Source organism: Amycolatopsis sp. CB00013, assembly GCF_001905755.1.
GTDB lineage: Bacteria > Actinomycetota > Actinomycetes > Mycobacteriales > Pseudonocardiaceae > Amycolatopsis > Amycolatopsis japonica.
The window spans coordinates 696,853-719,214 of sequence record NZ_LIWC01000004.1; the positions used below are offsets into that span (position 1 = coordinate 696,853).

Genomic DNA, 22,362 nt, shown 5'->3' on the forward strand with positions numbered 1-22,362 from the left:
CCGCGGAGTGAACCCGCCGCCCCCGGAAACCGTCAATCGGTGTCCACGCGCTGAGACCGCCCGAGCGCGGAACCCAATTCGGTGCGTCCGGTGATACCCAGTTTGCGGTAGGCCCCGGACAAATGCAGTTCGACGGTGCGGCGGGTCAGGTGCAGTGCTTCGGCGATCTCCCGGTTGGTGAGACCCTGTGACGCCATCAGCGCGACGCGGTATTCCTGTTTGGTGAGACCGTGTTCGTTGTCCTTCGCCGTCGCGAGACTCGTCCGCGCGTTCCGCAACGCCTCCGCGGCCCGCCTCGCGAGCGGCCGCGCCCCGCAATGCTTGCTCGACTGCGCGGCCATCCGCAGCGTGCCGACCGCCTTTTCGGCCTGCCCGTGCCGGGCCTGCAGCACGCCGAGTTCGGTCAGCGCCTCGGCCAGCGCCAGTTTCGCGGTCGACCCGCCGAGCACGTCGACGGCCTTGGTGAGCAGGCGTTCGCCCTCTTCGTCCTCGCGGACGAGCCCGGCCGTGGTCAACGCGCCGCCGAGGATCCTGGGCGCTCCCCAGCGTTCCGCGGCCTCGAGGTCCTCCTCGGCGAGCCGCGCCGCCGCGTCGGTACGGCCGAGCGCCAGCGCGGTGCGGGCGGCGTGCGCCCGCCAAGGCGCGAAGCCGGGGAAACGCATGCCGTGGTGTTCGAGACGGCGGCCGCAGCCGCGCAGATCTTCGTACCCGAGCTCCGGTTCACCGGTGGCCGCACGCAGTCTGCCTCGGGCGTAGAGCAGGTAGTTGTGCGTGAAAAGCGCTTGTGTGGCCCCGAAATCGACGCGATCCAGCAGCGCTTTGGCGATGTCGTGGCGGCCGAGGTCGACCGAGACCTCGATCAGCCTCGCCGCGCACAGCACCGCGATCGGGCAGCGGCTGGTGACCCCGCGTTCGTCGAACTGCCGCACCAGCGATTCGAAGTGGACACTCGCGCGCACCAGGTCTCCGCCCGCCTGCAGGGCGATCCCGCGGGCGAGGGTGGCGAGGGCGCCCTTCGGCACGTGGAAGTCCCACGGCAGGCGTTCGGTGTCGAGCACTTGGCAGAGCTTGTCGGTGAGCGCGGGTTCGTCGGCGAGGGCGGCCGTCGCGAGCGTGAAGAAATACGGCTGCTCGAACAGTTCGGGCTGCTCGCCGGACAACGCCTCCCCGAAATGCCGGACGGCGTTCGCCGAGGACTCTCCGCCGCGCACCGTGTCGAGCGCGAGGAGACCGGATCGGCTCTGCCGCGAGGCGGGATCGTTCAGCGGCGCCCATTGCCGTTCGAAGTCGCGGAAGTCCGGCGGTGGCCCGAGTCTGCTGCCGGCTTCGGCGAGATAGGTCATGCACAGCAGCGGCCAGACGGCGTCGGGCCCGCCCGCGTCGAGCCGCGCGGCGAACTGGCCGGCGGAGTTGATCGCCAGCCGCGCGTCCGGGCCGCAGCACAGCGAAAGGATCATGGCCGTCGCGACGAAGGCCGCGGTTTCCCGGTCGTCGATATGGTCGATGGCCTCGCGCACCCTGGCCGGCGCCGAATCCTGGTCGCAGTGGAATTCCGCGTGCGCGAGCTGGAGCAGGATCGCCATCCGCTTGCGTTCGCTGAGCCGTTCTTCGAGCGCGCGTGAGAGGAACCGGACGGACAGCTCCGGGTCGCCCTCGACCACGGAATGCCGTGCGGCCAGCCGCAGGACGTCGACCGCCCAAGGGATCCTGATCGCGGTCGCCTCCAGGAGATGGACGCCGACCCGCTCCGGCGCGGCACCCGCGTCGTGCAGGAGCCGCGCCGCCCGCGACTGGGTGACCGCCCTGGTGGTGAGCGGCATGTCGGCGAGCACCGAGTTGCGGACGAACCGGTAGGTCAGCGACGGCCGGTGGCTGTTGGTCAGCAGGTGCACGCGCACCATCGTGTCGATGGCCTCCAGAGCGGTGCTCTCGTCGACCCCGGCGAGTTGTGCCAGCAGGTCGAAACTCGCGTCCTCGCCGAGGATCGCGACGGCTTCGAGCACTTTCGGCGCGGCGGTGTACTCGTGCATGCGGACCCGCAGCACGTCGCCGATCATCGCCGAGCCCGCGGTGTCCAGATCCATCCCCGGGACCAGGCGGCGGCGCAGCGCGCCGAGCAGGAACGGGTTGCCGCCGGTGACCTCGCGGCATTCCTCGGCGAACCGTCCGACGGAGACCTGGAGGAATTCGGCGACGTGCCGGGTCCCGAGCCCGCGCAGCCGGATCGTCGCCGGGGTGCAGCCGGACATCTCCAGCAGGGCGACCTCACCGTTCTGCAGATGCCCGATCAGCGAGGTCAGCACGACCACCACCGGCAACTGCTCGACCCGGTGCCGGATGTAGGCGAGGCAGCGCATCGACCACGGGTCGGCGAGGTGGATGTTGTCGATGCCGAGGAAGACCGGCCCCTGCTCGGCGGCGTGCCGGACGATGCGGAAGAAGGCGTCGAGCGCCTCCGTCTGTTCCCGTTCGGTCCGGGGAGGGTGATCCGGCAGGATTTCGGCCGCGTGCGGCGTGCGCGGCCGCGGAGATCCGGGTTCGGCGGGCGCGTGGGTGAGCCCTTCGACCAGCTGACGGCCGACGCCGCCGCTCAGGTGGGTTTCCAGCCGGGACGCGGTGGCGATCGCGACGGTGAACCCGGCCGCTTCGGCGAGCTCACCGGCCGCGGTGAGCATCGAGGACTTGCCCATCCCGAACTCGCCGACCACCACCGCGCTGACGGCGCGGCCCCGCAGGGCGGCGCGGAGCAGTCCGGTGATCGTGTCGAGTTCGCCGTCTCGACCCAGTAACCCGGCGGCGCGGCGCTTCGGTACCGAAGGCCCGCCGAAGGGACTCTCGGGATTTACTTCGGTATGCACCGTAGAGACCTTCGTGTCGGCTTGCGGCAGACTACTCGCATGTAAGCGGTAACGGGAGTGATCGCTGGTCGTCGAGGGGAGCAGGAGCCGGGATGTCCGCATCCGACGAGATCCGCCGGGACGATCGTTGCGACGACATCAAGGCCGCGACGACGCACGCCAGGAAGACCACGACGAGGTTGGCCGTGATCATCGACAGCCGGCCGCGACATCGCGCGGCGACGGGGGACAGGTAGCGCAGATCGGCCTTCGCCAGCGCGTCTTCCACCGACGCGAATTCCGCGACCTGCCGTCCGCATCGCGCGCAGCCCTTCAAATGCTTCTCGAAGGCGTGCGCCTCGGCGCGGTCCAGCACGCCGAGTACGTACGCCGCCACATCGGTGTGTTTCACCTTTCGCTTCCTCATCGGGACCCCAGTTCTCCTAACGACCGTCGCAATGTCTTCATGGCCGCGTACAGCCGTGATTTGACCGTTCCCTCCGGGATCCCCAATATTACCGCCGCCTCCCGGACCGTATGCCCGGTCAGATACGTCTCGTAGATGACGGCCTGATATTTGCCGTCCAGATAACGCAGCGCTTCGGAAATGACGAGTGCGGACAGTGACTGTTCGGTCCGGTCCGCTATTTCGGCGTTTTCGGAACTGTCCAGCTCGACCTCCTGTGGCCGGGCGCGCCGGTTTCGCCAGCCGTCGATCACGATCCGCTTGGCGACCGTGAGCAGCCAGCCGCGCAACATTCCCGGCTCGCGGTTCAACGTGTCCGAATGCTGCCAGGCGCGGATCAGTGTTTCCTGGACCACGTCTTCCGTCCATTGTTGATCATGGCCCGTCAGGTACATCACCTGCCCGAACAACGTATCCCGGAAATCCTTGTACAGCACCGAAATGAACTCGTCCGGAACCTCGCCCGGCCGATGGTCGCCATCGAACCGGCATCCTCTGCCCACTGCTTCCATAAGATTCGCTACCTCCCCGGCGGTGGAGGATTTCACGGGTTCGTACACCGTAGCGCAGACTATCGCCGTGAGCCATGTGCAGTAGTGGTTCGTTTACATTTAGTCGGCCGGTACGTATCGCGGCGATAAACGGTTCTAAATGTGTCGTGTGATGCACATCACACTGGCCTGCTCCGGCTAGATCGAACCGGCCGCTCCGGTTCGCCGTACTCCCAGTGAGGCACTTCGAGGATGGGGACGGGTGAAATGATCTATCGGCTGTTCGGACTGGTGATCGCCTGCTTGGTGATATGGGTGGGAACGCCCACCCATGCGTTCGCGGAAATCGACGCCCATGATCGTGAACTGCTCGTCCAGGTGCGCCAAGGGAGTTTGTGGGAAGGGCCGATCGGTCGTCAGGCGGAACAGCGCGGGAGCGGGCAGCGGGTACGGGAGGTCGGCCGGAAACTCGCCGACGACCACGACCGGCTCGACGCCCAGGTCCGGGCGCTCGCTTCGAAGGTCCGCGTCGAACTCCCCGCCGAGCCCACCGCGGAACAGCGTTCCTGGATCGACGAGATCACCGGGGCCGCCGGCGCCGACTTCGACCGCCTCTACGTCAATCGCGCCCGCGCCGCGCAGGGGAGCATCTTCGGTCTCGCCTCCCAGGTGCGGGCCGCCACCCGCGACGACGCGATGCGGTCCTTCGCGCAGACCGCCGTCGACACCGTCATGCGGCATATGACCCTGCTCGAAAGCACCGGCATCGCCGAGACCACCTCGCTGATGGTCGCCCCCGGCGGCGGTGACGAACTCGACGGCGGCGACCTCGCGCTCGGCGTGCTCATGGCGGGGATCGCCGGGGGCGCGACCTTCGGGCTCGTCCGGGTGCTCGGGGCATCGGGCAGGCGCGTATGAACTCCGCGCTCCTTGCGGTCATCCCGGCCCCGTCACCTCATGACAGCGGGGTGCGGGACATCGCCGCCCTGTCGGCCCGGTTCGCCTACGTGACCATGTGCCTGACGCTGGTGTGGGGCGTGCTGAGCGCCACCGGCTGGATCAGGCGCGTCACCGGTCACGAGGCGTTGCGCGGAGGTCACGTCGTGCTCGCGGTGTTCAGTCTCGCCACCGGTGTCGTCCATGGACTGTCCTATCTGTTCCTCGACGACGAGTCGTTCGGCGTCCTCGCACTGCTGATCCCGTTCGCCGGTGGTGGTTTCGCGCGGCACGCGGCCGGTGTCGTCGGGCTGGAACTGTTCATCGCCGTCTCGGTCACCGCGGCGGCGCGCCGCGGCGCGGCCGATCCCCGGGGACGGCGGTTCCATCAGGCCGGCTACTTCGCGGTCGGCCTGCTCGCGATCCACTCCTGGCTTGGCGCGTCCGCGAACGGGAACCTCGCGACGGTCTGGCTCGGCGGGATCACCGTGCTCACCCCGGCCGTCGTGCTCACCGTGCTGCGGGTGCTACCGCCGCGGGCGCTGGTCCTGCTGGGACTGCTCGAAGGCGACACCGGCCGGGCCGAGCCGGTCCGGATCTCCGTCGACGACAAGAAGTGCCACCGCTACGCCATCTGTCAGGCCGAAGCACCGCAGGTCTTCCAATTGCAGGGCGACGGACAGCTGCGCTACCTCCGGAAACCCGGCGCCAAACAGGTGCCGCTCGTACAAGCCGCGGCCAGAGCCTGTCCGATGCGGGCGATCCGATTACAGGGGGCGCGACGATGAGCGAACGGATCGTCGTGGTCGGCGGCGGGCTGGCGGGGCTGCGCTGCGCGGAACGGTTGCGGGAACTGCGGTTCGACGGCGAACTGGTGATCGTCGGCAACGAGCCCGAACCGCCGTATCACCGGCCGGCGTTGTCGAAGCAACTGCTGACCGGCGCCACCGGCCCGGCCGAGATGATGCTCGCCAGGCCCGACGAGATCGACGCCGAATGGCGATTCAACACTCCGGCGACCCATCTGCAGCCGGGCCGCCAGGTCGTCCATCTGCCCGGGGCCGAGGAACTGCCCTACGACGGGCTCGTCATCGCCAGCGGCGTCGAACCGCGAAGGCTTTCCGGTGTGCCGCACGGACATCCGCGGGTGGTCGTTGTCCGGACCCTGGCCGACGCCGCGGAACTACGCGACAACCTCGCCGCCGACCACGGGCCGGTCGCGGTGCTGGGCAGCGGGTTCATCGGCTGCGAGGTCGCCGCCAGCCTGCGCGAGATCGGCCGGGAGGTCACCGTCATCGGCCGGTCGGCGCATCTGCTCGGCGAGGTCGTCGGCAAGCACATCGGGCAGAAGCTCTCGGCGCTGCACCGCTCGCGCGGGGTGCGGCTGGCGCTGGGCGCGTCCATCGACAACTGGCAGACCACGCCGAACGGGTTGCGGCTGCGGTCGTCCGACGGCTGGATCCTCGACGTCTCGTGTGTCGTGGTGGCCGTCGGCACGGTGCCGTCGATCTCGTGGCTGCGCGGGGCGAAACTGCCGCTCGACGACGGCGTCGTATGCTCGCCGACCTGTCACGTGCTGGGGATGAACAACATCGTCGCCGCCGGGGACGTCGCGCAATGGCCGAACCTGCGTTTCGACGAGACGCCGCGGCGAGTGGAGCACTGGCTCAACGCCGTCGAGATGGGCCGTGCGGCCGCGGAGAACCTCCTCGCCGGGCCGCAGGCTTCGCGGCCTTTCGCGCCGGTGCCGCGGTTCTGGTCCGAACAGCACGGCATGCGCATCCAGGCGGGCGGCATCCCGAAGCTCGGCACCGACACCGTCGCGCTCGCTTCACCTGTCGGTGGCGAACGGCCCGTCACCGGCTTCGTCCGCAAGGGACGCCTCGTCGGTGTCGTCGGCCTCGACAGCCCGTCCGCCGTCCTCCACTGGACCAACGAGATCGCGGCACAGAACCCCGTCAGCCACCCGGGAGAAACGGAGACGCCTGATGCGCCGATCGCGGTTGACCATGCTCGTCGTCATCGCGGCGCTCGTCGTGGGCGCCGCGATGTGGTGGCAGGCGGCTGAACCCGCGTCGCGGACGGCTCAGGCTCCGGTGACGGAATCGCTCCCCAGCCCGCGGGTGTCGCAGCCCGTCACTTCGCGCGCCAGTACTCCGACGGACCCTCCGCCCGGCACGCGGCTCACCGCCGTCTACATGACACGGATGGGGCAAGCCGTCCTCGACGAGACCGGCGCCGTGCTCTTCCGCTACGAACGCGACAATCCGCACAAGGCCCGTTCGACCTGCCTCGGGGACTGCGCCGCGGTGTGGACCCCCGTCACGACGACCGGCACGCCCCTGGTGACCGGCATCGATCCGGCACTGGTCGACACCATCAAGCGTCCCGAAGGCGCCAAGCAGGTGACCTTGGCCGGTTGGCCGCTCTACAAGTTCGCCAACGCGCGGCCCGGCGAATGGACCGGGCAGGGCACCGACCACGTGTGGTTCGTGGTCGAACCCGACGGACGGCGCAACCTGAACTGCCTGCCGGCACCCGTGCAGTAGGATTCGCCGACGGACGAGTCGGCGGGGCGGCCGCGAGCCGGGAGACCGGTTCGAGGAAAGTCCGGACTCCACAGGGCAGGGTGGTTGTTAACGGCAACCCGGGGCGACCCGCGGGACAGTGCCACAGAAAACAGACCGCCTTCGCTCGCTTCGCGGGCGGAGGTAAGGGTGAAACGGTGGTGTAAGAGACCACCAGCGTCCTGGGTGACCAGGACGGCTAGGTAAACCCCACCCGGAGCAAGGTCAAGAGGGAGCCGCGAGGCTCCTGCGCAGGCGATCGAGGGCTGCCCGCCCGAGTCTGCGGGTAGGCCGCTCGAGCCCGTCGGCGACGGCGGGCCTAGATGGATGGCCGCCACCCGTGCCGCCGCAAGGCGGGGCGGGGACAGGATCCGGCTTACACGCCGGCTCGTCCGTACTACTTCTCGAGGGGCCCTCGGCGAACGCGACGAAGGACGCTTTCCTCGCATCGCATGCGGGGAAAGCGTCCTTCAGCCCTCAAGAACCGAGCGAGCTACTTCGGCGCGTCCGGCCGTCCGGTCCAGTGAATGGTGTCCGGGAACTCGAAACGCTCCCGCAGATACCGCTCCTCGGTGCGTCCGTGCAGCGTGAACGCGAAACTCGACCCGTCCGGCCAGGTCAGGACGCGTTTGCGGAAGTCGATCGCGGGAGCCTGCGGTTTCCTGGCCTGCCAGAGGATCTCCGGCGGCGGCGCGTCGGCCAGGTCCCGGTAGGTCGAACCGGTGTCCACCACCGCGATCGCGGACGGCGAGCACACCAGCCAGGGCCCGCTCGCCTTCCGGACCCGATCGGCGGGCTCGAGCGCCATCGCGTTCGCGGGGCCCTTCACGCGGATCTCCCGCTGGAACGGGTGACCGCCCTTGCCGCCGCCACTGCCCGCACCGTTGAGCAGCGCGAAGACGTAGACGAACGCGCCGCCGATACCGCGGAACACGTTCCAGAAGAACCGCCGGACGAGCCGCTTCCCCTTGACCGTGCCGTCCAGGCGCCTGCCGGGCACGTCGAAACCCAGATCGGTGTCGCCCAGCCGCAGCACGATGACCGGCTCGCGCCACTGGGCGGCCATCAGTTCCTCGACCCGTTCACGGAAGCCGGGACGGACGAGGGCCTTCTCCGCCTTGTCCTCCATGCGCTCTTGGTGCGCGAAGATCTTTTCCGCCGCCCGCTGCCGGGAGTCGCTCAGATGTCGAGGTTCCCCCGCGTCTCCTCCGGGCTCTTGTCCCCGCCGATCTCGCTCTTGTTGAACCACGGCTCGTTCTCCCCCTCCGGCGTCACGGCTTCCTTGCCTTCGGTGTACGCGGCCTTGCCGGCTCCGATGCCGCCCTTGACGGCCGCGCCGGAGACCAGCGGGCGCGCGCCGACCGAGGTCCCGAACATCGTGGTGAGCACCCGGTTGCTCGGCGTCAGTGCCACTCCCGCGGTGTTCTCCAGGACGTTCAGCGAGAACTTCGACTCACCGGCGTAGGTACCGATCCGGAACTTCCTCGTCATGTCCACGACCTTGGTCGCGTACTTCGCGAGGTACTCGATGAAGGTGTCGAGCAGCTTGCCGAACTTGCCGAGGTACTTGGTCACCTTCTGCAGCACGCTGGCGGCCTTGGCGATGGACGCGGTCATCGCGGCGGCGACCGAGCTGCCGAAGCTGATCACCGACGCGGCCAGCGCGGGCAGCCAGATGGTGATCAGCCAGGAGATCAGCTCGGTGATGATGCCCTTGATCAGCTCCTCGATGACCACCATGACCATCGACCACATCTGCAGCACCTCGGCCACCGATCCGGCGGCCGAGCCGACGCCGCGGATCCCGGCGGAGAAGTCGCCCAGCGCTTCCTTCGCGGCCTTGCCTGCGTCGTCCACCCACTCGGCGAGCGCCGCGTCACCGGTCTTCTCGAAGTCGTCGGCGAGGGCGACGAAGCCGTTCGCGAGGGTCACGAAGTTCTCCGACGCGTGCCCGATGGCCGGGCCGTCGCCGGTGACCTGGTGCAACGCGTCCTGCAGCGGCTGGACCAGTTCGAGCAGCATGTTCAGCCCGTGGCTGACCAGCCAGCCGATCGGGTCCATCGCGAAGGTGACCATGTCCGTGGCGGCGGCGCCGACGAAAGCGGCTCCGTCTCCGACCAGCGCGGCACCCGCGGAAGCCAGTTCGGCCGGGTTGTCCGCCTGGGCCGCCTGCTGGGCGTGCGAGGCGATCGACTTGCCCGACTTGTAGATCGTGCCCGCCACCGGCACGTGCCCCATCGCGCGATCGAGGTTCGCGCTCATGCTCTCGTCGTACGCCTGGACGTCGACCCCGTCGGCGATGCTCGACTTCTCCTCGGTCATGACCCCTACTTTCCGAGCGTTTCGTCGATGGTCGCCTCGTGCTTGCCGAACTCGACCTTTCCGGCTTCCTCGATGCCCCGGTACATCTCCGAGGCCTTGTTCAGCTTGGAGATGAACCCGTCCACGCCGTCCTTCATGTCGTTCATCAGCGAACGGAGTTCGCCGAGCCGATCGGTGTAGCCCTGCTTGGCCCAGATCCCGACGACCCCCCACGCCTCGTCGGTCACGTCGGCGGCGTCGATCTTGGCGCCGAACTTCTCCGCTTCCTGCTCGTAATAGGGGAGTTGCTGGGCATACGCGGCGATCGCCGCGATGTTCGTCTCGATTCCCTTTGACATCGTGGGAGTCCCTCGGTCGGTTCGGTCAGCTGCGGCGCAGGAAGGAGCCGTCGTCGAAGTAGTCGTCGTCGTCCCGCGGGGCGGGGCGGCGCGCCGGGCGGGATGGCTGCTGCGGTTGCTGCTGCTGTGACGCGGGTTCTTCCTCGACGGTTCCGAACGCCTCGGCCTGCGCCTCGCGAACCTGTTCCGACGTGTTGACGCCGAACGCCTCGCCGAACGTCTCGTCCACGATCCCGGCCTGCTGCTGGGCGGCGCCGGCGACGGCCTTGCGCAGGGTGCTCATGATCACCGAGGACAGGTGGCCCGCTTCGAGGCGCATGGCGCCCGCGCTGAGCCGGAGGTCGGTGACGGTTCCGCCCGCTCCGGCGACGACCGTGACCTCGCCGGAGGGGGAGGTCACGGAGGTCTCGACCTGCGCGATCCGCTCCTGCATGTCGCCGACTTCGGCGAAGCGCGCCTCGGCCTGGCGCACCTTGGCCTGGAAGTTCTCGAACTGGGCGATCAGTTGTTCCATCTGGGCGGACATCGTCGCTCCCCGTGCGCTGTGGTGATCCGTCTTCAGGAGTATGACGTAGCCGAGCCGGTTCGGTTCCCGCGTCGTCTCGGGAGTGGTAGCAAAGGTCCCTTGCTCCCCTTCGCGAGGACTGTGTGGATTTCGGGTCACCCAACGCAACGAAATCCACACGGTCACCACACGCCCCCCTGCTCCGCCAAGTGGTAGCAAAGGTCCCTTGCTCCCACTGGCATCGAGGCAGGTCTCTTGCTCCATTCGACGCCGAACCCTGCACCGGATACCTACCTGCCGGTAGGGTGCCCCCATGGGTGAAGCGAGTCGGGTCACGGGACGTTTCCGCGGGACGTTCGATGTACTGCATTCCCTTACCTACTTCGCCCCCGAGACGGAAGAGGCGCTCACGGGCGCCGGTCTCCGGCCGGGGCGCATGACGTACTTCGCGGGCCGTGCGGCGCCGATGGGCGCGGTCGGGCCCGGCGTGGTCGCGGCGACGTTCTACAACTTCAATCCCGAACTGGTCGCCCGCCACATCCCGCGCGCCTGGACGCTGGCCACGCCCGAAAAGATCATCGAAGCCCGGTTCGAAGCCGTCGACGCGGCGCTGACCCGGCTCCTCGGCAAAGAGACCCTCGGCTCCGAAGCGGTCGCCGAGGCGGCCGAACTCGCCCGCGAGGCGACCGGCGGCTGCCAGCCCGACGGGCGCCCCCTCTACGCCGGGCACGCCGGCCTCGACTGGCCGAGCGAGCCGCATCTCGTCCTCTGGCACGCCATCACCCTGTTGCGCGAGCACCGCGGGGACGGCCACATCGCCGCGCTCGTCGCCAACGGGGTCGACGGGCTCGCCGCTCTCGTCTCGCACACCGCCACCGGCAAGGGGTTCCTGCCCGAGGCGGCCAAGGCCTCCCGCGGCTGGAGCGACGAGCAGTGGGACGCCGCGGCGGCCAAGCTTCGCGAGCAGGGCGTCCTCGATGACCAGGGCGGCCTGACCGAGGCCGGGAACGATCTTCGCGAGCGGCTCGAAGTCGCCACGAACGCCGCCTCGGCGGGGCCTTGGGAGCATCTCGGCGAAGAGAAGACGAAACGGCTTCACGAGCTGTGCGGGCCTTTGAGCCGCCAGGCCGTCGAAGCCGGCGCTTTTCCCGCGAATGTGTTCTCGACGGGCCGATAATCACGCTATGTAGTGAAAATGGCCGTCCCGATTTCGCTTTGGGTAACGGAAGCGTGACTTTCGCTTGATCGGCGTTCGCGTTTTTTGTGGAATGCGTGCTCACCCAGCGGACTCGCGAGAAGCCACCGAACGAGTCATGTCACACTGGTCGAGGCCGGATTCTCCTCGGCCGACCCGTACTCACAGTGAGCAAGATGCCTCGCAAGCGAGTGAGGCCGTTCGCACACTGCGAAATACGGGTGGCCGGGGTTAATCCAGACGACCCTTGCAACGATGATGGAGACCGAGGATGGTCGTGGTGCTGTGCCTCGCTCTGTGAACTGTAGACAAAACGACATCTACAGAGCGCGCTTTGACCACTACGCCTCGTGACGCCATGATGTTCGAAGCACCACCGAGCCAGAACCGCGCGAACCCCCTCTCCGCGCACCGGGAGTAATGCGATGATGACCTTGACCACCCTCGACACGCTGGCCGCCGGCGAGCTCGGCACCGGCAACGTCCGTACCTGGCTGATCGACAACATCATCCCCCTGGTGCTGCTGGCCGTCGCGCTCCTCCTGTTGTGGCTGGGCGGTGGCAAAGGGGACAACGCGGGTGTCATGCGCCGACTCGCCGGTGTCGTGATCGCGCTGGCGATCATCGGCCTCGCCGTGAGTGGCGCCGGAGTCAACGTGGGCCAGTGGATCGCCGGCCTCTTCACAGGCTGAGGGCTCGCGTTGCGTATCCGCACCGATGACGAGGTCTACCGGGTCGATGCCGTATGGCTCGGCCCGCCGAAAGCGACTTTTCCCTGGAGAGCCCGCTACGTCGCGTGGCTCGTCGGTATCCCGGTCTTCCTGCTCGTGCTCACCGTCGAACGGTGGGCGGGCTGGAGCTTCGGGTTCTTCTCGACCGCCTGGGCCTTCGTCGCCACAATTGTGATCACCAGATTGATCACGGCCAAGATCAGCCACGAGCGTCCGCTGGGCGCCGTGGCCGCGATGGCGGCGAAAGAGCTCAACACACCAAGAGAACGGACCACGGGCACGGGTGGCGCGGCCAGCGCATCCCGCGTCCGGGTACGGGCGAGCCGCCCGCTACCGAAGCACCGCAGGAGACGGCAGTACCAGCACCACGGCTACGGCGGCGGCGCCGGAGCTCAGGGAACACCACGAGCGCGTCGGAGCCGCCCCGCGGCTCGGGCCGGGAGGTAGTCGTTGTTCGGTCGCGGCGGAAGCCGAGGAAAACGTGATCGAGACCTGCAGCAAGGGGCCTGGAACCCGCCCCAGCAGGTCCGCTCCGCGCAGCCCAAGAAGGCCGGCAAGGGGAGGCGGTTGCCCGGAGAGGCGGCCATACCCTCGTATACCCCGTCGATCGCGGCGCGAAGCATCGACGGGCACCTGTTACGCACCGGTTATGAGGTGTACGCCTGGTACCGGCTCGCGCCGCAGCGCTGGTCGTTCCGGTCGGACTCGCAGCGCCGCGACCTGATCGCGGCCATCGCCGGGCAGTACGCGGAGCTCCAGGGCCGCTGGCTGCACCTGCGCGTGACCAACCGGCCGTACCCGATCCGCATGTGGGCCGAGGCCCACGTGCACAACGCCGTCGGCCGTCCCCAGGACGTCCAGGGCGCGTTGTCCTTCGACGACTATCTCATCGGCGAGCAGCAGCAGCTGATGGGCCGCTCGATGGCCGAAAAAGAGGTCTACCTCGGCGTCCAGGTGCAGACCCGGCGGATGATCGACCGCGCGGTCGAGAGCGCCGCCCCGGTGCTGCGCAAGATCCTGCCGGAGGCCGTCGACGCCGAGCTGGCCGCGCTCGACTCCGAGGTCGAGCACCTCGACCAGGTGATCGGCTCCGCCGGGCTCGAAGGACGTCCGGTGCACGCCGAGGAGATGTCCTGGCTGATGCACCGCTCGTGCTCGCTGGGCCTGCCCGCGCCGCGCAACATGCCCGCGGTCCCGGGCGCCGCCTGGGAGCCCGAGGACCTCGCCAGCTTCACCGACGCGGCGGATTTCCACGCCGAGCCGTACGCGCCGACGGTCACCGTCCGCGGCCGGACCGGGTCGAACGCCGGGGTCTCGCGGCATCTCGCGGTCCTCACCGTCGGCCAGATGCACGGCCTGCAGATCCCCGAGGTCGACGACCCCTGGATCCAGCACGCGGACCGGCTGCCCGCCGCGGTCGAGGTGTCCGCGCGGATCTACGTCCGGCGCCCCGAAGAGGTCGCGGGCGAGCTGCAGCGCCAGATGAACAAGGTGCGTTCGCAGGTCAAGCACTACACCGACGAGCACGAACTGGAGCCGCCGCAGTCGCTGGCGCGCCAGGCGGGCCGGGTGCTGGAGATCGACGACGAGATGACGTCGGGCTTCACCGCGCTGGCCACCCGGGTGCGTTCGTGGTGGCGGCTGGCGGTGTCCGGGCCGACGGAGCGCGACGCGCTGCGCCTGGCCCAGCAGCTTCTCGACCTCTACAAGCCGAAGATCGCCGTCGAGCATCCCGAGGCGCAGTACGCGCTGGCCAGGGAGTTCATCCCCGGTGAGCCGCTGGCTTCGGCCGCGTACATGCGCCGCGGTTCGGTCGTGTGGGCGGCGTCGTCCGTGCCGACGGCGACGGCCGAGGTGGGCGACCGCCGCGGCATCCTGCTCGGCGAGACCGTGACCGCGACCCGGCGCCCGGTGGCGTGGGACCCGTGGATGGCGCAGGAGATCCGGGACGGTTCCGGCCTGACGGCGATGGTCGCGGGCCTCGGTGGCGGCAAGTCGTTCCTCGGCGGCGGCATCGTCTACAAGACGCTCCGCGCGGGCGCGCACTGGACGATCCTCGACCCCTCGGGCCCACTGTCGCGGCTGTGCGACCTGCCCGAGCTGCGGCCGTACGCGCGGCCGATCAACCTGCTCAACGCGCAGCCCGGCATCCTCAACCCGTACCGGGTGGTCGCCGAGCCGCAGATCGAGCACTTCATGGACGAGGACGACCCCGAGCGTTCCTGGCGGCGGGAGAAGGCCCTCGCGGGCGCGACGCGCCGTCGTCTCGTGCTCGACGTCCTCACCGGTGTCCTGCCGTACGAGGTCTCGCGGATGGCGCAGACCCGGATCGTGCTGCTGCGCGCCGTCCGCGCGGTCGGCGGCCGGTTCGACGCCGACCCCGGCCAGGTGATCGACGCGCTGCGCCGGGACTCCAGCGAGCACCACGAGCACGCCGTCGTCGTCGCGGACTTCCTCGACGAGATGCGCGAGCGGATGGCGCTGCTCATCCCGGAGACCGACGCGGACCCGTACTCCGAGACCCGCGACGACCGGATGACCGTGCTGACCATGGCGGGGCTGACCCTGCCGAAGGACGGCGTCCCGCGCGAGTACTGGACGGACGCGGAATCGCTCGGCGTCGAGATGCTGAACCTCGCCGCGTGGCTGACGCAGCGGTCGGTCTACGAGAAACCGAAGGAACTGCGCAAGGGCGTCTGGATCGACGAGGCGTTCTTCCTCTCCGAGGTCCCGACCGGTCGCGTGCTGATGAACCGCTTCGCCCGTGACTCGCGAAAGTGGAACGTCCGGGTGCTGCTGTCCTCGCAGATCCCCGCGGACTTCCTGAAGATCCAGGGTTTCGTGGCACTGCTGGACTCGGTGTTCGTCGGCCGTCTCGACGACGACGACGCCCAGGCGGACGCGCTGCGCCTGCTGAAGGTCCCGGTCGGCGTCGGTTACGAACAGGTCGTCGCGGCGCTTGGCCGCCGTCCCGGTTCGCAACGCGATCTCCAGCGTGACGTCGAGCCGCGGCAGTTCATCTTCGGTGACGGCGCCGGCGGCGTGGAGCGGATCCGCGTCGACTTCTCCGGCCCGCACCTGGAACACCTGCGGCGGGTCATGGACACCACGCCGGGTTCGCCCGACGCCAAACCGTCGAAGCCGGGCAACGAGATCGCGGTCCCGGAGGAGAAGCAGTACGTCCCGACACCACCCGAGGACGACTTCGAGCTCGAAGAAGACCTCGAGCTCGCGGCCGAACTCGAAGTCGGCCTCACCGATGAGCAGATGCTCGGCGCCCCGGACCCGTTGGCGGCCGAAACCGGAGAAGTGCAAGGCGCCGTCCAAAATGGACATAACGGGAACGGGAGTCAAGGCGAGCACGCGCGCGCCGGCAAGGGTGGCACCGGCAGGGACGCCGCATGAACACAGTGCTGACACTGGCGTTCGTGCTCGCGTTCGCCGCCGGCTGGCACGCGCTGCGCCGCCGCCTGAAAGAGGGGCCGCGGCCCGGCAAGACCAGACCGAGCCGCCGGGCGACGATGTTCGTCGTCATGCTGATCCTGGGCCTGCAGGCCGTGGCGACCGCTCCGGCGGCGTCGGCCGCGGCCTGTGGTGAGGCACCGAACCCGGAACGCCCCGGCGCGGGCATGGTCGGCGCGCTCGACCCATCCGTGATCGCCCGTGGTGAGGGTGGCAGTCCGTACAACGTGTACGGGTACGCCGGCCATGTCTGGGACACGTTCGAAACCGACTGCGGCCCGCTGGCAGGCATCACCTCGCCCAACTCGACGATCGACACGTGGGCGGGCAACCAGCTGTTCAACATCGGCAAGAACATCGTCGGTGCCACGAACTCCCTGCACTACACCGTGTTGCAGGGCAGCCTGCTCAGCCCGTTGTACAACGCCGTCAAGTCGGGGGCCGACAAGGTCTTCAACAACATCTACGCCCAATTGTTCGGCCTGGCCGCGCTGATCATGTCGATCATGTTGTTCCGCAACATCTGGCGCGGTGATCTCGCCGCGGTCAGCAAACGGGCGCTGTACGGTCTGGCCGCGGTCTGGCTGGCCGCGTCCTCCCTGGCGCTCCTGCGGTTCATCGATCCCATTGACAACGCGATCGTGCAGACCACGACCAACATCCAGGCCGGATTCATCGACGAGGCCAAGAACCCGCCGCCGACCCCGCCGCAGCCGCCCGCGGCACAGCCGTGCCAGGCGACCCCGGAGGCTGTGGCCGCCCGCCAGCCGTGGGACCGCGTCCCGACGGAACTGCACTGCCGTGTCGTCTACGACAACTGGCTCCGTGGAGAGTTCGGCACGCCGGACTCTCCGCAGGCACTCCAGTACGGTCCGGCCCTCCTGGACGCGCGGGCCTTCACCAGGATCCAGATCCAGCAGGGCGGCGACGCCGACGCCGCGCTGGTGGACTCCAAGAAGGCGGCGTTCAAGGACATCTCCACCAAACTCGGCCCCGCGACCGGGTACTTCACGGGCGAGGACGGCAGTCGCGTCGGCGCCGGATTCCTTTCGCTCGGCCAGGGAATCTTCTACTCGCTGTTCCAGCTGCTCGCCAAGGCGACGGTGCTGCTCGCGCAGGTGCTGATCCGGATCTTCGTGCTGACCGCTCCGCTGATCGGCCTGATCGCGTTGCTGCAGCCGCAGATCATGCAGCGCATCCTCAAGGTGGTCGGCGCGGTCGCCTTCAACCTGATGGTGCTCTCGGTACTGGCCGGCGTGCACACGCTCCTGCTGGAGGCGATCTTCACCGCGGGGAACTCCTTGTCCCTGCTGACGAAGATGGCGCTGGCGGCCATCATCACCGTGCTGCTGTTCATGGTCGGGCGCCCCGTGCGGCGGCTGTGGCAAATGGTCGAGATGTCCGTCGGCATGGTCGGCGGCGCGATGCCCTCGCCGCGCAGCGGGCTCTTCTCCCGCTTCCGCAAGAAGAACAACGAACCGACCCCGCAGGACGCGTTCTGGCAGAACGTCCGCGACACCGACGACGTCGTCGACGGAGACCTTCGCGGTCCCGTGGGGGCGACGGTCGGCGGCGGGCGGTTCCGGCCCGAGGCGACGATCTTCGCCAGCTCCCAGCGGCTCGACAACGGTTCCGGCGCCATCCGCCCCGCGGCGGCGTGGTCGGGAGCGCCGTGGCCGGGCGCGGTCGGCGGTGGCGGCGGCCTGCCCGCGCTGCCCGCCGGTGGTGGTGGAGGCGTCCCGGTGTTCGGCCAGTACAACCCGTCCGCGGGCAATCCGGGCGACTCGATGTTCACCTCGGGCGGGCGGAGCCCGATCCAGGTCCCGAGCCGCCGGGTCGACACCTCGCCGGTCGCCGACCGGCGCTGGAGCGACGAACCGGAGCCGGTCGTGGTGCCGTCACGGATGAACTCCGCGGGTGGCGGCTACACCACACCGGACTATTCGGGTGCCGTGCCGGTACAGGCGGGACCGTCGACGCCGCGTCCGCGTCGCGTCGACCCCGAAGTCGTCGCGGGCAAGCCGGTCTTCGTGCTGTACCGGCCTTCGCGCGGGCTGGAGGTCCGCGAGGAAGTCCGGGACACAGACCACGCCGTGGGTCGGTGATCCATGCCGATCCGGACCAACCGCGGCCGTACCGCGGTCTACCGCAGACTGTGGGGCTGGCCGCTGCGCTCGCCCCGGCACCTCATCGGCACGCTGGTGATCCTCGCGGTGGTGCTCACCGCGCTGGGCATCCTGCTGCCCAAGGCCATCGGAAAACCGGGACAGACGGCCAACGGGCCGGGTGCTTCGGCGACGACCACCTCGCGAACCGGCGTCGCGGCGCCGGTGACCGTGACGTCGACCTTGCCGCCGAGGCTCACCACCCAGCCGCCGCCGTCTTCCGCGCCACCTGACCAGGACGGGATCCGGGTCGCCAAGGAGTGGGTGACGGCATGGGCGAATCATCCCGACGGCACGACGACCGAGCAGTGGCTGAACGGCTTGAAGCCGTACACCACCGAGGAGTACCTCGCCGGGGAAATGACCTCGGTGGATCCCGCGAACATCACCGCGACCAGAGTGACCGGGGAGCCGCAGGTCGCCTCCTCGGTCACGGGGTCGATGGAGGTCGACGTCGCGACGGACGGGCCCAAGGTCCGGGTCACCGTCGTCAAGACGAACCCGGGATGGCGGGTCACCAAGTACACGCAAGCGGGCTGACCCGATGAAGATCGGGATCATCGTCGGCGTGCTGATCGCCGCGGTCTTCGCCGCGGTGGTCACCACGAGCACGGTCACCAAGGTGGTGACCGACCACGTGGAGGCCCAGTCGGGCGGGATCGTCAAGACCTCGTGCGACGCGTCGGTCGGGCCGACCCTGCCGGGGCAGACCGATCGCGGTTCTTCGGACATCAACAAGCTGGACGAGGAACAGAAGGGGATCGTCGCGCTGATCATCTCGATCGGCAAGCAGCGCACGCTGTCCCCGCGCGCGTGGCAGGTGGCGATCCAGGCCGGGATGACCGAGTCCAAACTGCGGAACCTGACCTACGGCGACCGCGACTCGCTCGGCATCTTCCAGATGCGGCCGTCGATGGGCTGGGGCACCGTCGCCCAGGTCACCGACCCGCCGTACCAGGTCAACAAGTTCTTCGACGTGCTGCTCGCGGTGCCGGACTGGGAGAACATGCGGCCCGGCGACGCCGCCCAGCGCGTCGAGCGGTCCGGCTTCCCCGACCGGTACCACAACTGGGAACCGATGGCGGCGCTCCTCGTGCAGAACGAGGGCCAGATCGTCGACGTCGTCGGCTGCGGGACGAGCGTGGGCAGTGTCGTGCCGCCGAGCCAGGCGGCCGCGCAGGCCATCAAGTTCGCCCTCGCCGAGCAGGGCAAGCCGTACGTCTGGGGCGCCACCGGTCCGAACAGCTATGACTGCTCCGGCCTGATGCTGCGGGCCTACGAGTCGGCGGGGATCATCATTCCGCGGGTTTCGCGTGACCAGTACAAGGGCGGCGCGATGCTGCCGGTGCGTCAGGCGCAGCCGGGTGATCTGCTGTTCCTCGCCACCGTGCCGTCGAACCCGGCGACCATCCACCACGTGATGATGTACCTGGGTGACGGCAAGATCGTCGAAGCGCAGCAGACCGGGGTGCCGGTGCACATCCGCGACTTCTCCTTCGACGAGGCCGAAGTGGTCGCGCAGGCGGTCCGTCCTGGCGTTTAGCATGGTGAAAGCGTGGTATCGCGATCGCGGGACCATCCGATTCACCCGAAGTGGCGGCCTGTCCACCGGCGAGCGGCCGCACACTGGCAGAGGATGAAGAACGTGGCACGGAAATTCGGAAGGCGAGGCAAGCCCGCGGCGGGGAACGGCCCGGAGGTCGATCCCCGCGATCTCTTCGGCACCGCCCAGCCCGCGCGGCAGGCGGCGCGGCCGGCGTCGAGCACGCCGCTGGCCGATCAGCTGAACCAGGGCTGGCCGGGCGTCGACCCCGGTTACGTCGTGTTGCCGCGTTCGCTGGCCGAGGGGATGTCGCTGCCCTGGCAGCAGCAGATGGCCGCGTTGCTGGCGCAGTTCCATCAGGAGAACGGCAGGCTCGCCTGGCCGATCTACCGTGTCGTCCCGTCGCGCTACGAAAAGCTCGTCGACCTCGACGAAGAGCAGCTGGCGGAGGCCGGCTACCTGGTCGAGATGGACACCGAAGGCGAGATGATCTACCGCGAGCGCAGTGGGCGGAAGGTCGAAGATCCGGCGAACACCACTGTGCTCGTCTCGTGCCTGGACCCGATCCCGAAGCCTTCGCAGCGCCAGGCGCCTCCGCCGCCTTCGCAGGCCGTGCCGCCCGCGACCGGGCAGCCGCCGCGTGCTCCGGCGCCGATGAACATCGGACCCGCGCCGGTGTGGCGTACGGTCGCGCCGCCTGCCGGGCCGCCCGCTCCGCCGTTGCCGGGCAATCACGGGGCTCCCGCACCTCAAGCCCCTGCACCTCAGGCGCCTGCACCCCAGGCGGCCCAGACTCCTGCACCCCAGGCGCCCGCTTCTCAGCAGGCGCCCGCGCCTCAGCCACCCGTGTCCCAGGCGCCCCCGGCCCAGGCGCCGCCTCCGCTGCCCCAGCCCAGCCGGATGCAGCCGCCGGCGGTCAGCGCCCCTCCGGCCACTCCGGAGGTGCGACCCGCCGCGGCGAGTCCGGCCGAGCCGGAGCCGCCCGTCAGTCCTCCCGATCCGCCTGTCACGGCGCCGCCGTCGGCCGCGATGCCGGCGTCACCCCCGCAGGGGATTCCCCTCGCGCCGGAACCGGCGACTCCGCCGCGTGGTGTGCCGATGCACCGGGGCTGGTTCGACGAGCTCGCCGAGAACGTGCCGGAAAGTTCGAAGGTGGATCAGCCCGAGGGCGGCGAGTTCGGCCCGACCGGCGATCCGACGGAGATCCCCTACCGCTATCGCAAGTGATGACAGGACGTCCGGGTGATGTCAGGCTTGACGTATGTCGAGCGACCCGAACCCGGATCAGGGCTGGTACTTCAACACCAAGACGAACCAGGTCGAGCACCTGGAACGAGGCCGCAGCATCGACCTCCTGGGCCCGTACCCGGACGAGGCGACGGCCAGGCGCGCCTTGGAAATCGCCAAGGAACGCACGAAGCAGGCCGACGCCGAAGACGCCAAGTGGAACGGCGACTGACCCGCACCAGGCCCGCACTCACGAGGCGAGGCACCGCACTCACGCGAGTCACGCCTTCGCTCACGCCGCCGCCCTGTGTCGCCAGTCCGTGAAGGCCTCCTTGCCTACCCTGAAGGTAGTGAAGGGGGCCTTCACTACCTTTAGAGATCGTCACCTGCAGCTCACCTGCACCAGCAACCACAGCAATCACCACGGCGGCGCGTGAAGGCCCCCATCCCTCGGCTCAGCCGAGGAAACTCGACCTTCACACCTTCCCCAAGTACATGAAGGCCCCCTTCCTTGCGCCTGGCGCAAGGAAGGGGGCCTTTATGTACTTTCAGGGACCGATCCGACCGCGCTCACGTGATCGATCAGGCATCCTGACCGGCGAGTGCCGGTCCCAGCACGAACTCCGGGTCCACCTGGGCCGTGAGGTCTTCCCCGGCCCGCCCGCTGCCCCACGCCCGCGCGTTGCGCAGGTGGAACTCGACGCCCTGCCGCTGGTAGCGGGCCCAGTCGCGCCGCTCGCCGTCGACGGTCGCGAGCATCGAGCCCAGCGTCCCGAGGTTGTGCGCCTCGAGTTCGCCGATCGGGCGCGCGCGGCCGCGTTCGGCGGCGCGGACGTGCCGCGAGTTCTCCATCCAGCCCAGCAGGGCGTCGCCGACCTCTTCGCGCAGGAACTCGATGTCCTCGTCCTCGGTCACCTTGTTGCCCACGACGACCAGCCGCACGCCGAAGTCCCGCGCATAGTCGGCGTACTGCCGGTACACGCCGACGCTGCGCACGGTCGGCTCGCACACCAGGAACGTCACGTCGAACCGCGTGAACAGCCCGGACGCGAACGCGTCGGCGCCCGCGGTCATGTCCATGACGACGTACTCGCCCGCGTCGTCGATCATGTGGTTCAGCAGCAGTTCCGCCGCGCCGACCTTCGAGTGGTAGCACGCGACGCCGAGGTCGTCCTCGTCGAACTGCCCGGTGACGCCGAGCCGCACGCCGCCGAACTCGCGGAAGCACGCCTCGAAGATCGGGTTGTCCTCGAACGGCCGGACCAGCCGCGACCCGCGCCCCGGCGGCGTCGTCTTGATCATCGAGGCCGCGTCGGCGATCCGCGGGTTGTCGCCGCGCAGGTACTCCTTGATCAGGCCCATGTTGTCGCCCAGCGTCGGCCACGCGATGGCCTCTTCCTCGCTCGCGCCGAGCGCGACGGCGAGATGCTGGTTGATGTCCGCGTCGATCGCCAGCACCGGTTTCCCGCCGCCTGCCAGGTACGCGGTGAACAGCGACGCCAGCGTGGTCTTGCCGCTGCCGCCCTTCCCGACGAACGCGATCTTCACGCCACGGCCCTTCCTGTCGTTTTGAAAAG

The 22,362-nt window shown here is 69.2% G+C and carries 21 protein-coding genes and 1 other RNA gene; 14 read left to right on the top strand and 8 right to left on the bottom strand.

The features are described 5' to 3' along the window. Positions 1-32 precede the first annotated feature (32 nt). From AMK34_RS30060 to AMK34_RS30070, 3 genes are read right to left on the bottom strand one after another with little or no spacing between them, the layout of a single operon-like run. Entirely contained in the window at positions 33-2,858 is a 2,826-nt protein-coding gene (locus AMK34_RS30060; RefSeq protein WP_073847567.1) for a BREX system ATP-binding domain-containing protein, read from the bottom strand. Positions 2,859-2,889: 31 nt separating this feature from the next. Continuing rightward, positions 2,890-3,249 (bottom strand): zf-HC2 domain-containing protein, encoded by a 360-nt coding sequence (locus AMK34_RS30065; protein ID WP_228694700.1) that lies wholly within the window; start codon positions 3,247-3,249, stop codon positions 2,890-2,892. A gap of 11 nt (positions 3,250-3,260) precedes the next feature. Next, positions 3,261-3,815, bottom strand: coding sequence for a sigma-70 family RNA polymerase sigma factor (locus AMK34_RS30070; RefSeq protein WP_037331979.1), 555 nt, complete (start codon positions 3,813-3,815; stop codon positions 3,261-3,263). A gap of 246 nt (positions 3,816-4,061) precedes the next feature. On the opposite strand from AMK34_RS30070, the gene AMK34_RS30075 reads away from it, so the two are divergent. From AMK34_RS30075 to rnpB, 5 genes are all read left to right on the top strand, one after another. Then, on the top strand, positions 4,062-4,712 hold the full coding sequence (locus AMK34_RS30075; protein ID WP_073847568.1) for a DUF4142 domain-containing protein: 651 nt from the start codon (positions 4,062-4,064) through the stop codon (positions 4,710-4,712). Then, positions 4,709-5,518, top strand: a complete 810-nt coding sequence (locus AMK34_RS30080) for a ferredoxin (RefSeq protein WP_073847569.1) — start codon at positions 4,709-4,711, stop codon at positions 5,516-5,518. Before AMK34_RS30075 ends, AMK34_RS30080 begins: the two co-directional genes overlap by 4 nt. Next, entirely contained in the window at positions 5,515-6,798 is a 1,284-nt protein-coding gene (locus AMK34_RS30085) for an NAD(P)/FAD-dependent oxidoreductase (protein WP_038518868.1), read from the top strand. Before AMK34_RS30080 ends, AMK34_RS30085 begins: the two co-directional genes overlap by 4 nt. Then, a complete protein-coding gene (locus AMK34_RS30090; RefSeq protein WP_228694698.1) occupies positions 6,719-7,279 on the top strand; it encodes a COG4315 family predicted lipoprotein in 561 nt (186 codons plus the stop codon). Before AMK34_RS30085 ends, AMK34_RS30090 begins: the two co-directional genes overlap by 80 nt. A gap of 14 nt (positions 7,280-7,293) precedes the next feature. Further along, positions 7,294-7,692, top strand: an RNA gene (gene rnpB, locus AMK34_RS30095) — RNase P RNA component class A. Between the two features lie 98 nt (positions 7,693-7,790). On the opposite strand, the gene AMK34_RS30100 is transcribed toward rnpB, so the two are convergent. From AMK34_RS30100 to AMK34_RS30115, 4 genes are read right to left on the bottom strand one after another with little or no spacing between them, the layout of a single operon-like run. Next, a complete protein-coding gene (locus AMK34_RS30100; protein WP_073847570.1) occupies positions 7,791-8,426 on the bottom strand; it encodes a hypothetical protein in 636 nt (211 codons plus the stop codon). A 50-nt stretch (positions 8,427-8,476) separates the two neighbouring features. Beyond that, a complete protein-coding gene (locus tag AMK34_RS30105) occupies positions 8,477-9,619 on the bottom strand; it encodes a hypothetical protein (RefSeq protein ID WP_073847571.1) in 1,143 nt (380 codons plus the stop codon). Between the two features lie 5 nt (positions 9,620-9,624). Next, the gene (locus AMK34_RS30110) at positions 9,625-9,957 is read right to left on the bottom strand and encodes a hypothetical protein (RefSeq protein ID WP_038518861.1); all 333 of its coding nucleotides are present in this window, start codon (positions 9,955-9,957) and stop codon (positions 9,625-9,627) included. A gap of 25 nt (positions 9,958-9,982) precedes the next feature. After that, positions 9,983-10,483 carry a YbaB/EbfC family nucleoid-associated protein gene (locus AMK34_RS30115; RefSeq protein ID WP_073847572.1) on the bottom strand — a complete coding sequence of 167 codons (501 nt, stop codon included), beginning with the start codon at positions 10,481-10,483 and terminating at the stop codon, positions 9,983-9,985. A gap of 292 nt (positions 10,484-10,775) precedes the next feature. Here AMK34_RS30115 and AMK34_RS30120 point away from each other — a divergent pair, with 292 nt between their 5' ends. From AMK34_RS30120 to AMK34_RS30160, 9 genes are all read left to right on the top strand, one after another. Then, positions 10,776-11,639, top strand: a complete 864-nt coding sequence (locus tag AMK34_RS30120; RefSeq protein WP_038518857.1) for an SCO6745 family protein — start codon at positions 10,776-10,778, stop codon at positions 11,637-11,639. Between the two features lie 443 nt (positions 11,640-12,082). Further along, positions 12,083-12,349 (top strand): hypothetical protein, encoded by a 267-nt coding sequence (locus AMK34_RS30125; protein WP_005166545.1) that lies wholly within the window; start codon positions 12,083-12,085, stop codon positions 12,347-12,349. Positions 12,350-12,358: 9 nt separating this feature from the next. Further along, positions 12,359-12,835: a hypothetical protein gene (locus tag AMK34_RS30130; protein WP_073847573.1), complete on the top strand. Its 477-nt coding sequence runs from the start codon at positions 12,359-12,361 to the stop codon at positions 12,833-12,835. Positions 12,836-12,838: 3 nt separating this feature from the next. Then, the gene (locus AMK34_RS30135; RefSeq protein ID WP_073847574.1) at positions 12,839-15,793 is read left to right on the top strand and encodes an ATP-binding protein; all 2,955 of its coding nucleotides are present in this window, start codon (positions 12,839-12,841) and stop codon (positions 15,791-15,793) included. Further along, on the top strand, positions 15,790-17,955 hold the full coding sequence (locus tag AMK34_RS30140) for a hypothetical protein (protein ID WP_073847575.1): 2,166 nt from the start codon (positions 15,790-15,792) through the stop codon (positions 17,953-17,955). Before AMK34_RS30135 ends, AMK34_RS30140 begins: the two co-directional genes overlap by 4 nt. 3 nt (positions 17,956-17,958) lie before the next feature. After that, positions 17,959-18,555 carry a hypothetical protein gene (locus AMK34_RS30145; RefSeq protein WP_073847576.1) on the top strand — a complete coding sequence of 199 codons (597 nt, stop codon included), beginning with the start codon at positions 17,959-17,961 and terminating at the stop codon, positions 18,553-18,555. Positions 18,556-18,559: 4 nt separating this feature from the next. Next, positions 18,560-19,558: a C40 family peptidase gene (locus AMK34_RS30150; protein WP_038518851.1), complete on the top strand. Its 999-nt coding sequence runs from the start codon at positions 18,560-18,562 to the stop codon at positions 19,556-19,558. A gap of 93 nt (positions 19,559-19,651) precedes the next feature. Beyond that, positions 19,652-20,785: a hypothetical protein gene (locus AMK34_RS30155; protein ID WP_443111216.1), complete on the top strand. Its 1,134-nt coding sequence runs from the start codon at positions 19,652-19,654 to the stop codon at positions 20,783-20,785. A 34-nt stretch (positions 20,786-20,819) separates the two neighbouring features. After that, entirely contained in the window at positions 20,820-21,017 is a 198-nt protein-coding gene (locus tag AMK34_RS30160; RefSeq protein ID WP_007035345.1) for a hypothetical protein, read from the top strand. Between the two features lie 350 nt (positions 21,018-21,367). Here AMK34_RS30160 and AMK34_RS30165 read toward each other — a convergent pair whose 3' ends face one another. Beyond that, entirely contained in the window at positions 21,368-22,333 is a 966-nt protein-coding gene (locus AMK34_RS30165) for an ATP-binding protein (protein WP_073847577.1), read from the bottom strand. Positions 22,334-22,362: the final 29 nt, after the last annotated feature.

Bases quoted from the DNA above. Each gene is read 5' to 3' on its own strand.
- AMK34_RS30070 (WP_037331979.1), bottom strand. From the start codon at position 3,815: ATGGAAGCAGTGGGCAGAGGATGCCGGTTCGATGGCGACCATCGGCCG.
- AMK34_RS30075 (WP_073847568.1), top strand. From the start codon at position 4,062: ATGATCTATCGGCTGTTCGGACTGGTGATCGCCTGCTTGGTGATATGG.
- AMK34_RS30080 (WP_073847569.1), top strand. From the start codon at position 4,709: ATGAACTCCGCGCTCCTTGCGGTCATCCCGGCCCCGTCACCTCATGAC.
- AMK34_RS30085 (WP_038518868.1), top strand. From the start codon at position 5,515: ATGAGCGAACGGATCGTCGTGGTCGGCGGCGGGCTGGCGGGGCTGCGC.
- AMK34_RS30090 (WP_228694698.1), top strand. From the start codon at position 6,719: ATGCGCCGATCGCGGTTGACCATGCTCGTCGTCATCGCGGCGCTCGTC.
- AMK34_RS30100 (WP_073847570.1), bottom strand. From the start codon at position 8,426: ATGGAGGACAAGGCGGAGAAGGCCCTCGTCCGTCCCGGCTTCCGTGAA.
- AMK34_RS30105 (WP_073847571.1), bottom strand. From the start codon at position 9,619: ATGACCGAGGAGAAGTCGAGCATCGCCGACGGGGTCGACGTCCAGGCG.
- AMK34_RS30110 (WP_038518861.1), bottom strand. From the start codon at position 9,957: ATGTCAAAGGGAATCGAGACGAACATCGCGGCGATCGCCGCGTATGCC.
- AMK34_RS30115 (WP_073847572.1), bottom strand. From the start codon at position 10,483: ATGTCCGCCCAGATGGAACAACTGATCGCCCAGTTCGAGAACTTCCAG.
- AMK34_RS30120 (WP_038518857.1), top strand. From the start codon at position 10,776: ATGGGTGAAGCGAGTCGGGTCACGGGACGTTTCCGCGGGACGTTCGAT.
- AMK34_RS30125 (WP_005166545.1), top strand. From the start codon at position 12,083: ATGATGACCTTGACCACCCTCGACACGCTGGCCGCCGGCGAGCTCGGC.
- AMK34_RS30140 (WP_073847575.1), top strand. From the start codon at position 15,790: ATGAACACAGTGCTGACACTGGCGTTCGTGCTCGCGTTCGCCGCCGGC.
- AMK34_RS30145 (WP_073847576.1), top strand. From the start codon at position 17,959: ATGCCGATCCGGACCAACCGCGGCCGTACCGCGGTCTACCGCAGACTG.
- AMK34_RS30150 (WP_038518851.1), top strand. From the start codon at position 18,560: ATGAAGATCGGGATCATCGTCGGCGTGCTGATCGCCGCGGTCTTCGCC.
- AMK34_RS30155 (WP_443111216.1), top strand. From the start codon at position 19,652: ATGAAGAACGTGGCACGGAAATTCGGAAGGCGAGGCAAGCCCGCGGCG.
- AMK34_RS30160 (WP_007035345.1), top strand. From the start codon at position 20,820: ATGTCGAGCGACCCGAACCCGGATCAGGGCTGGTACTTCAACACCAAG.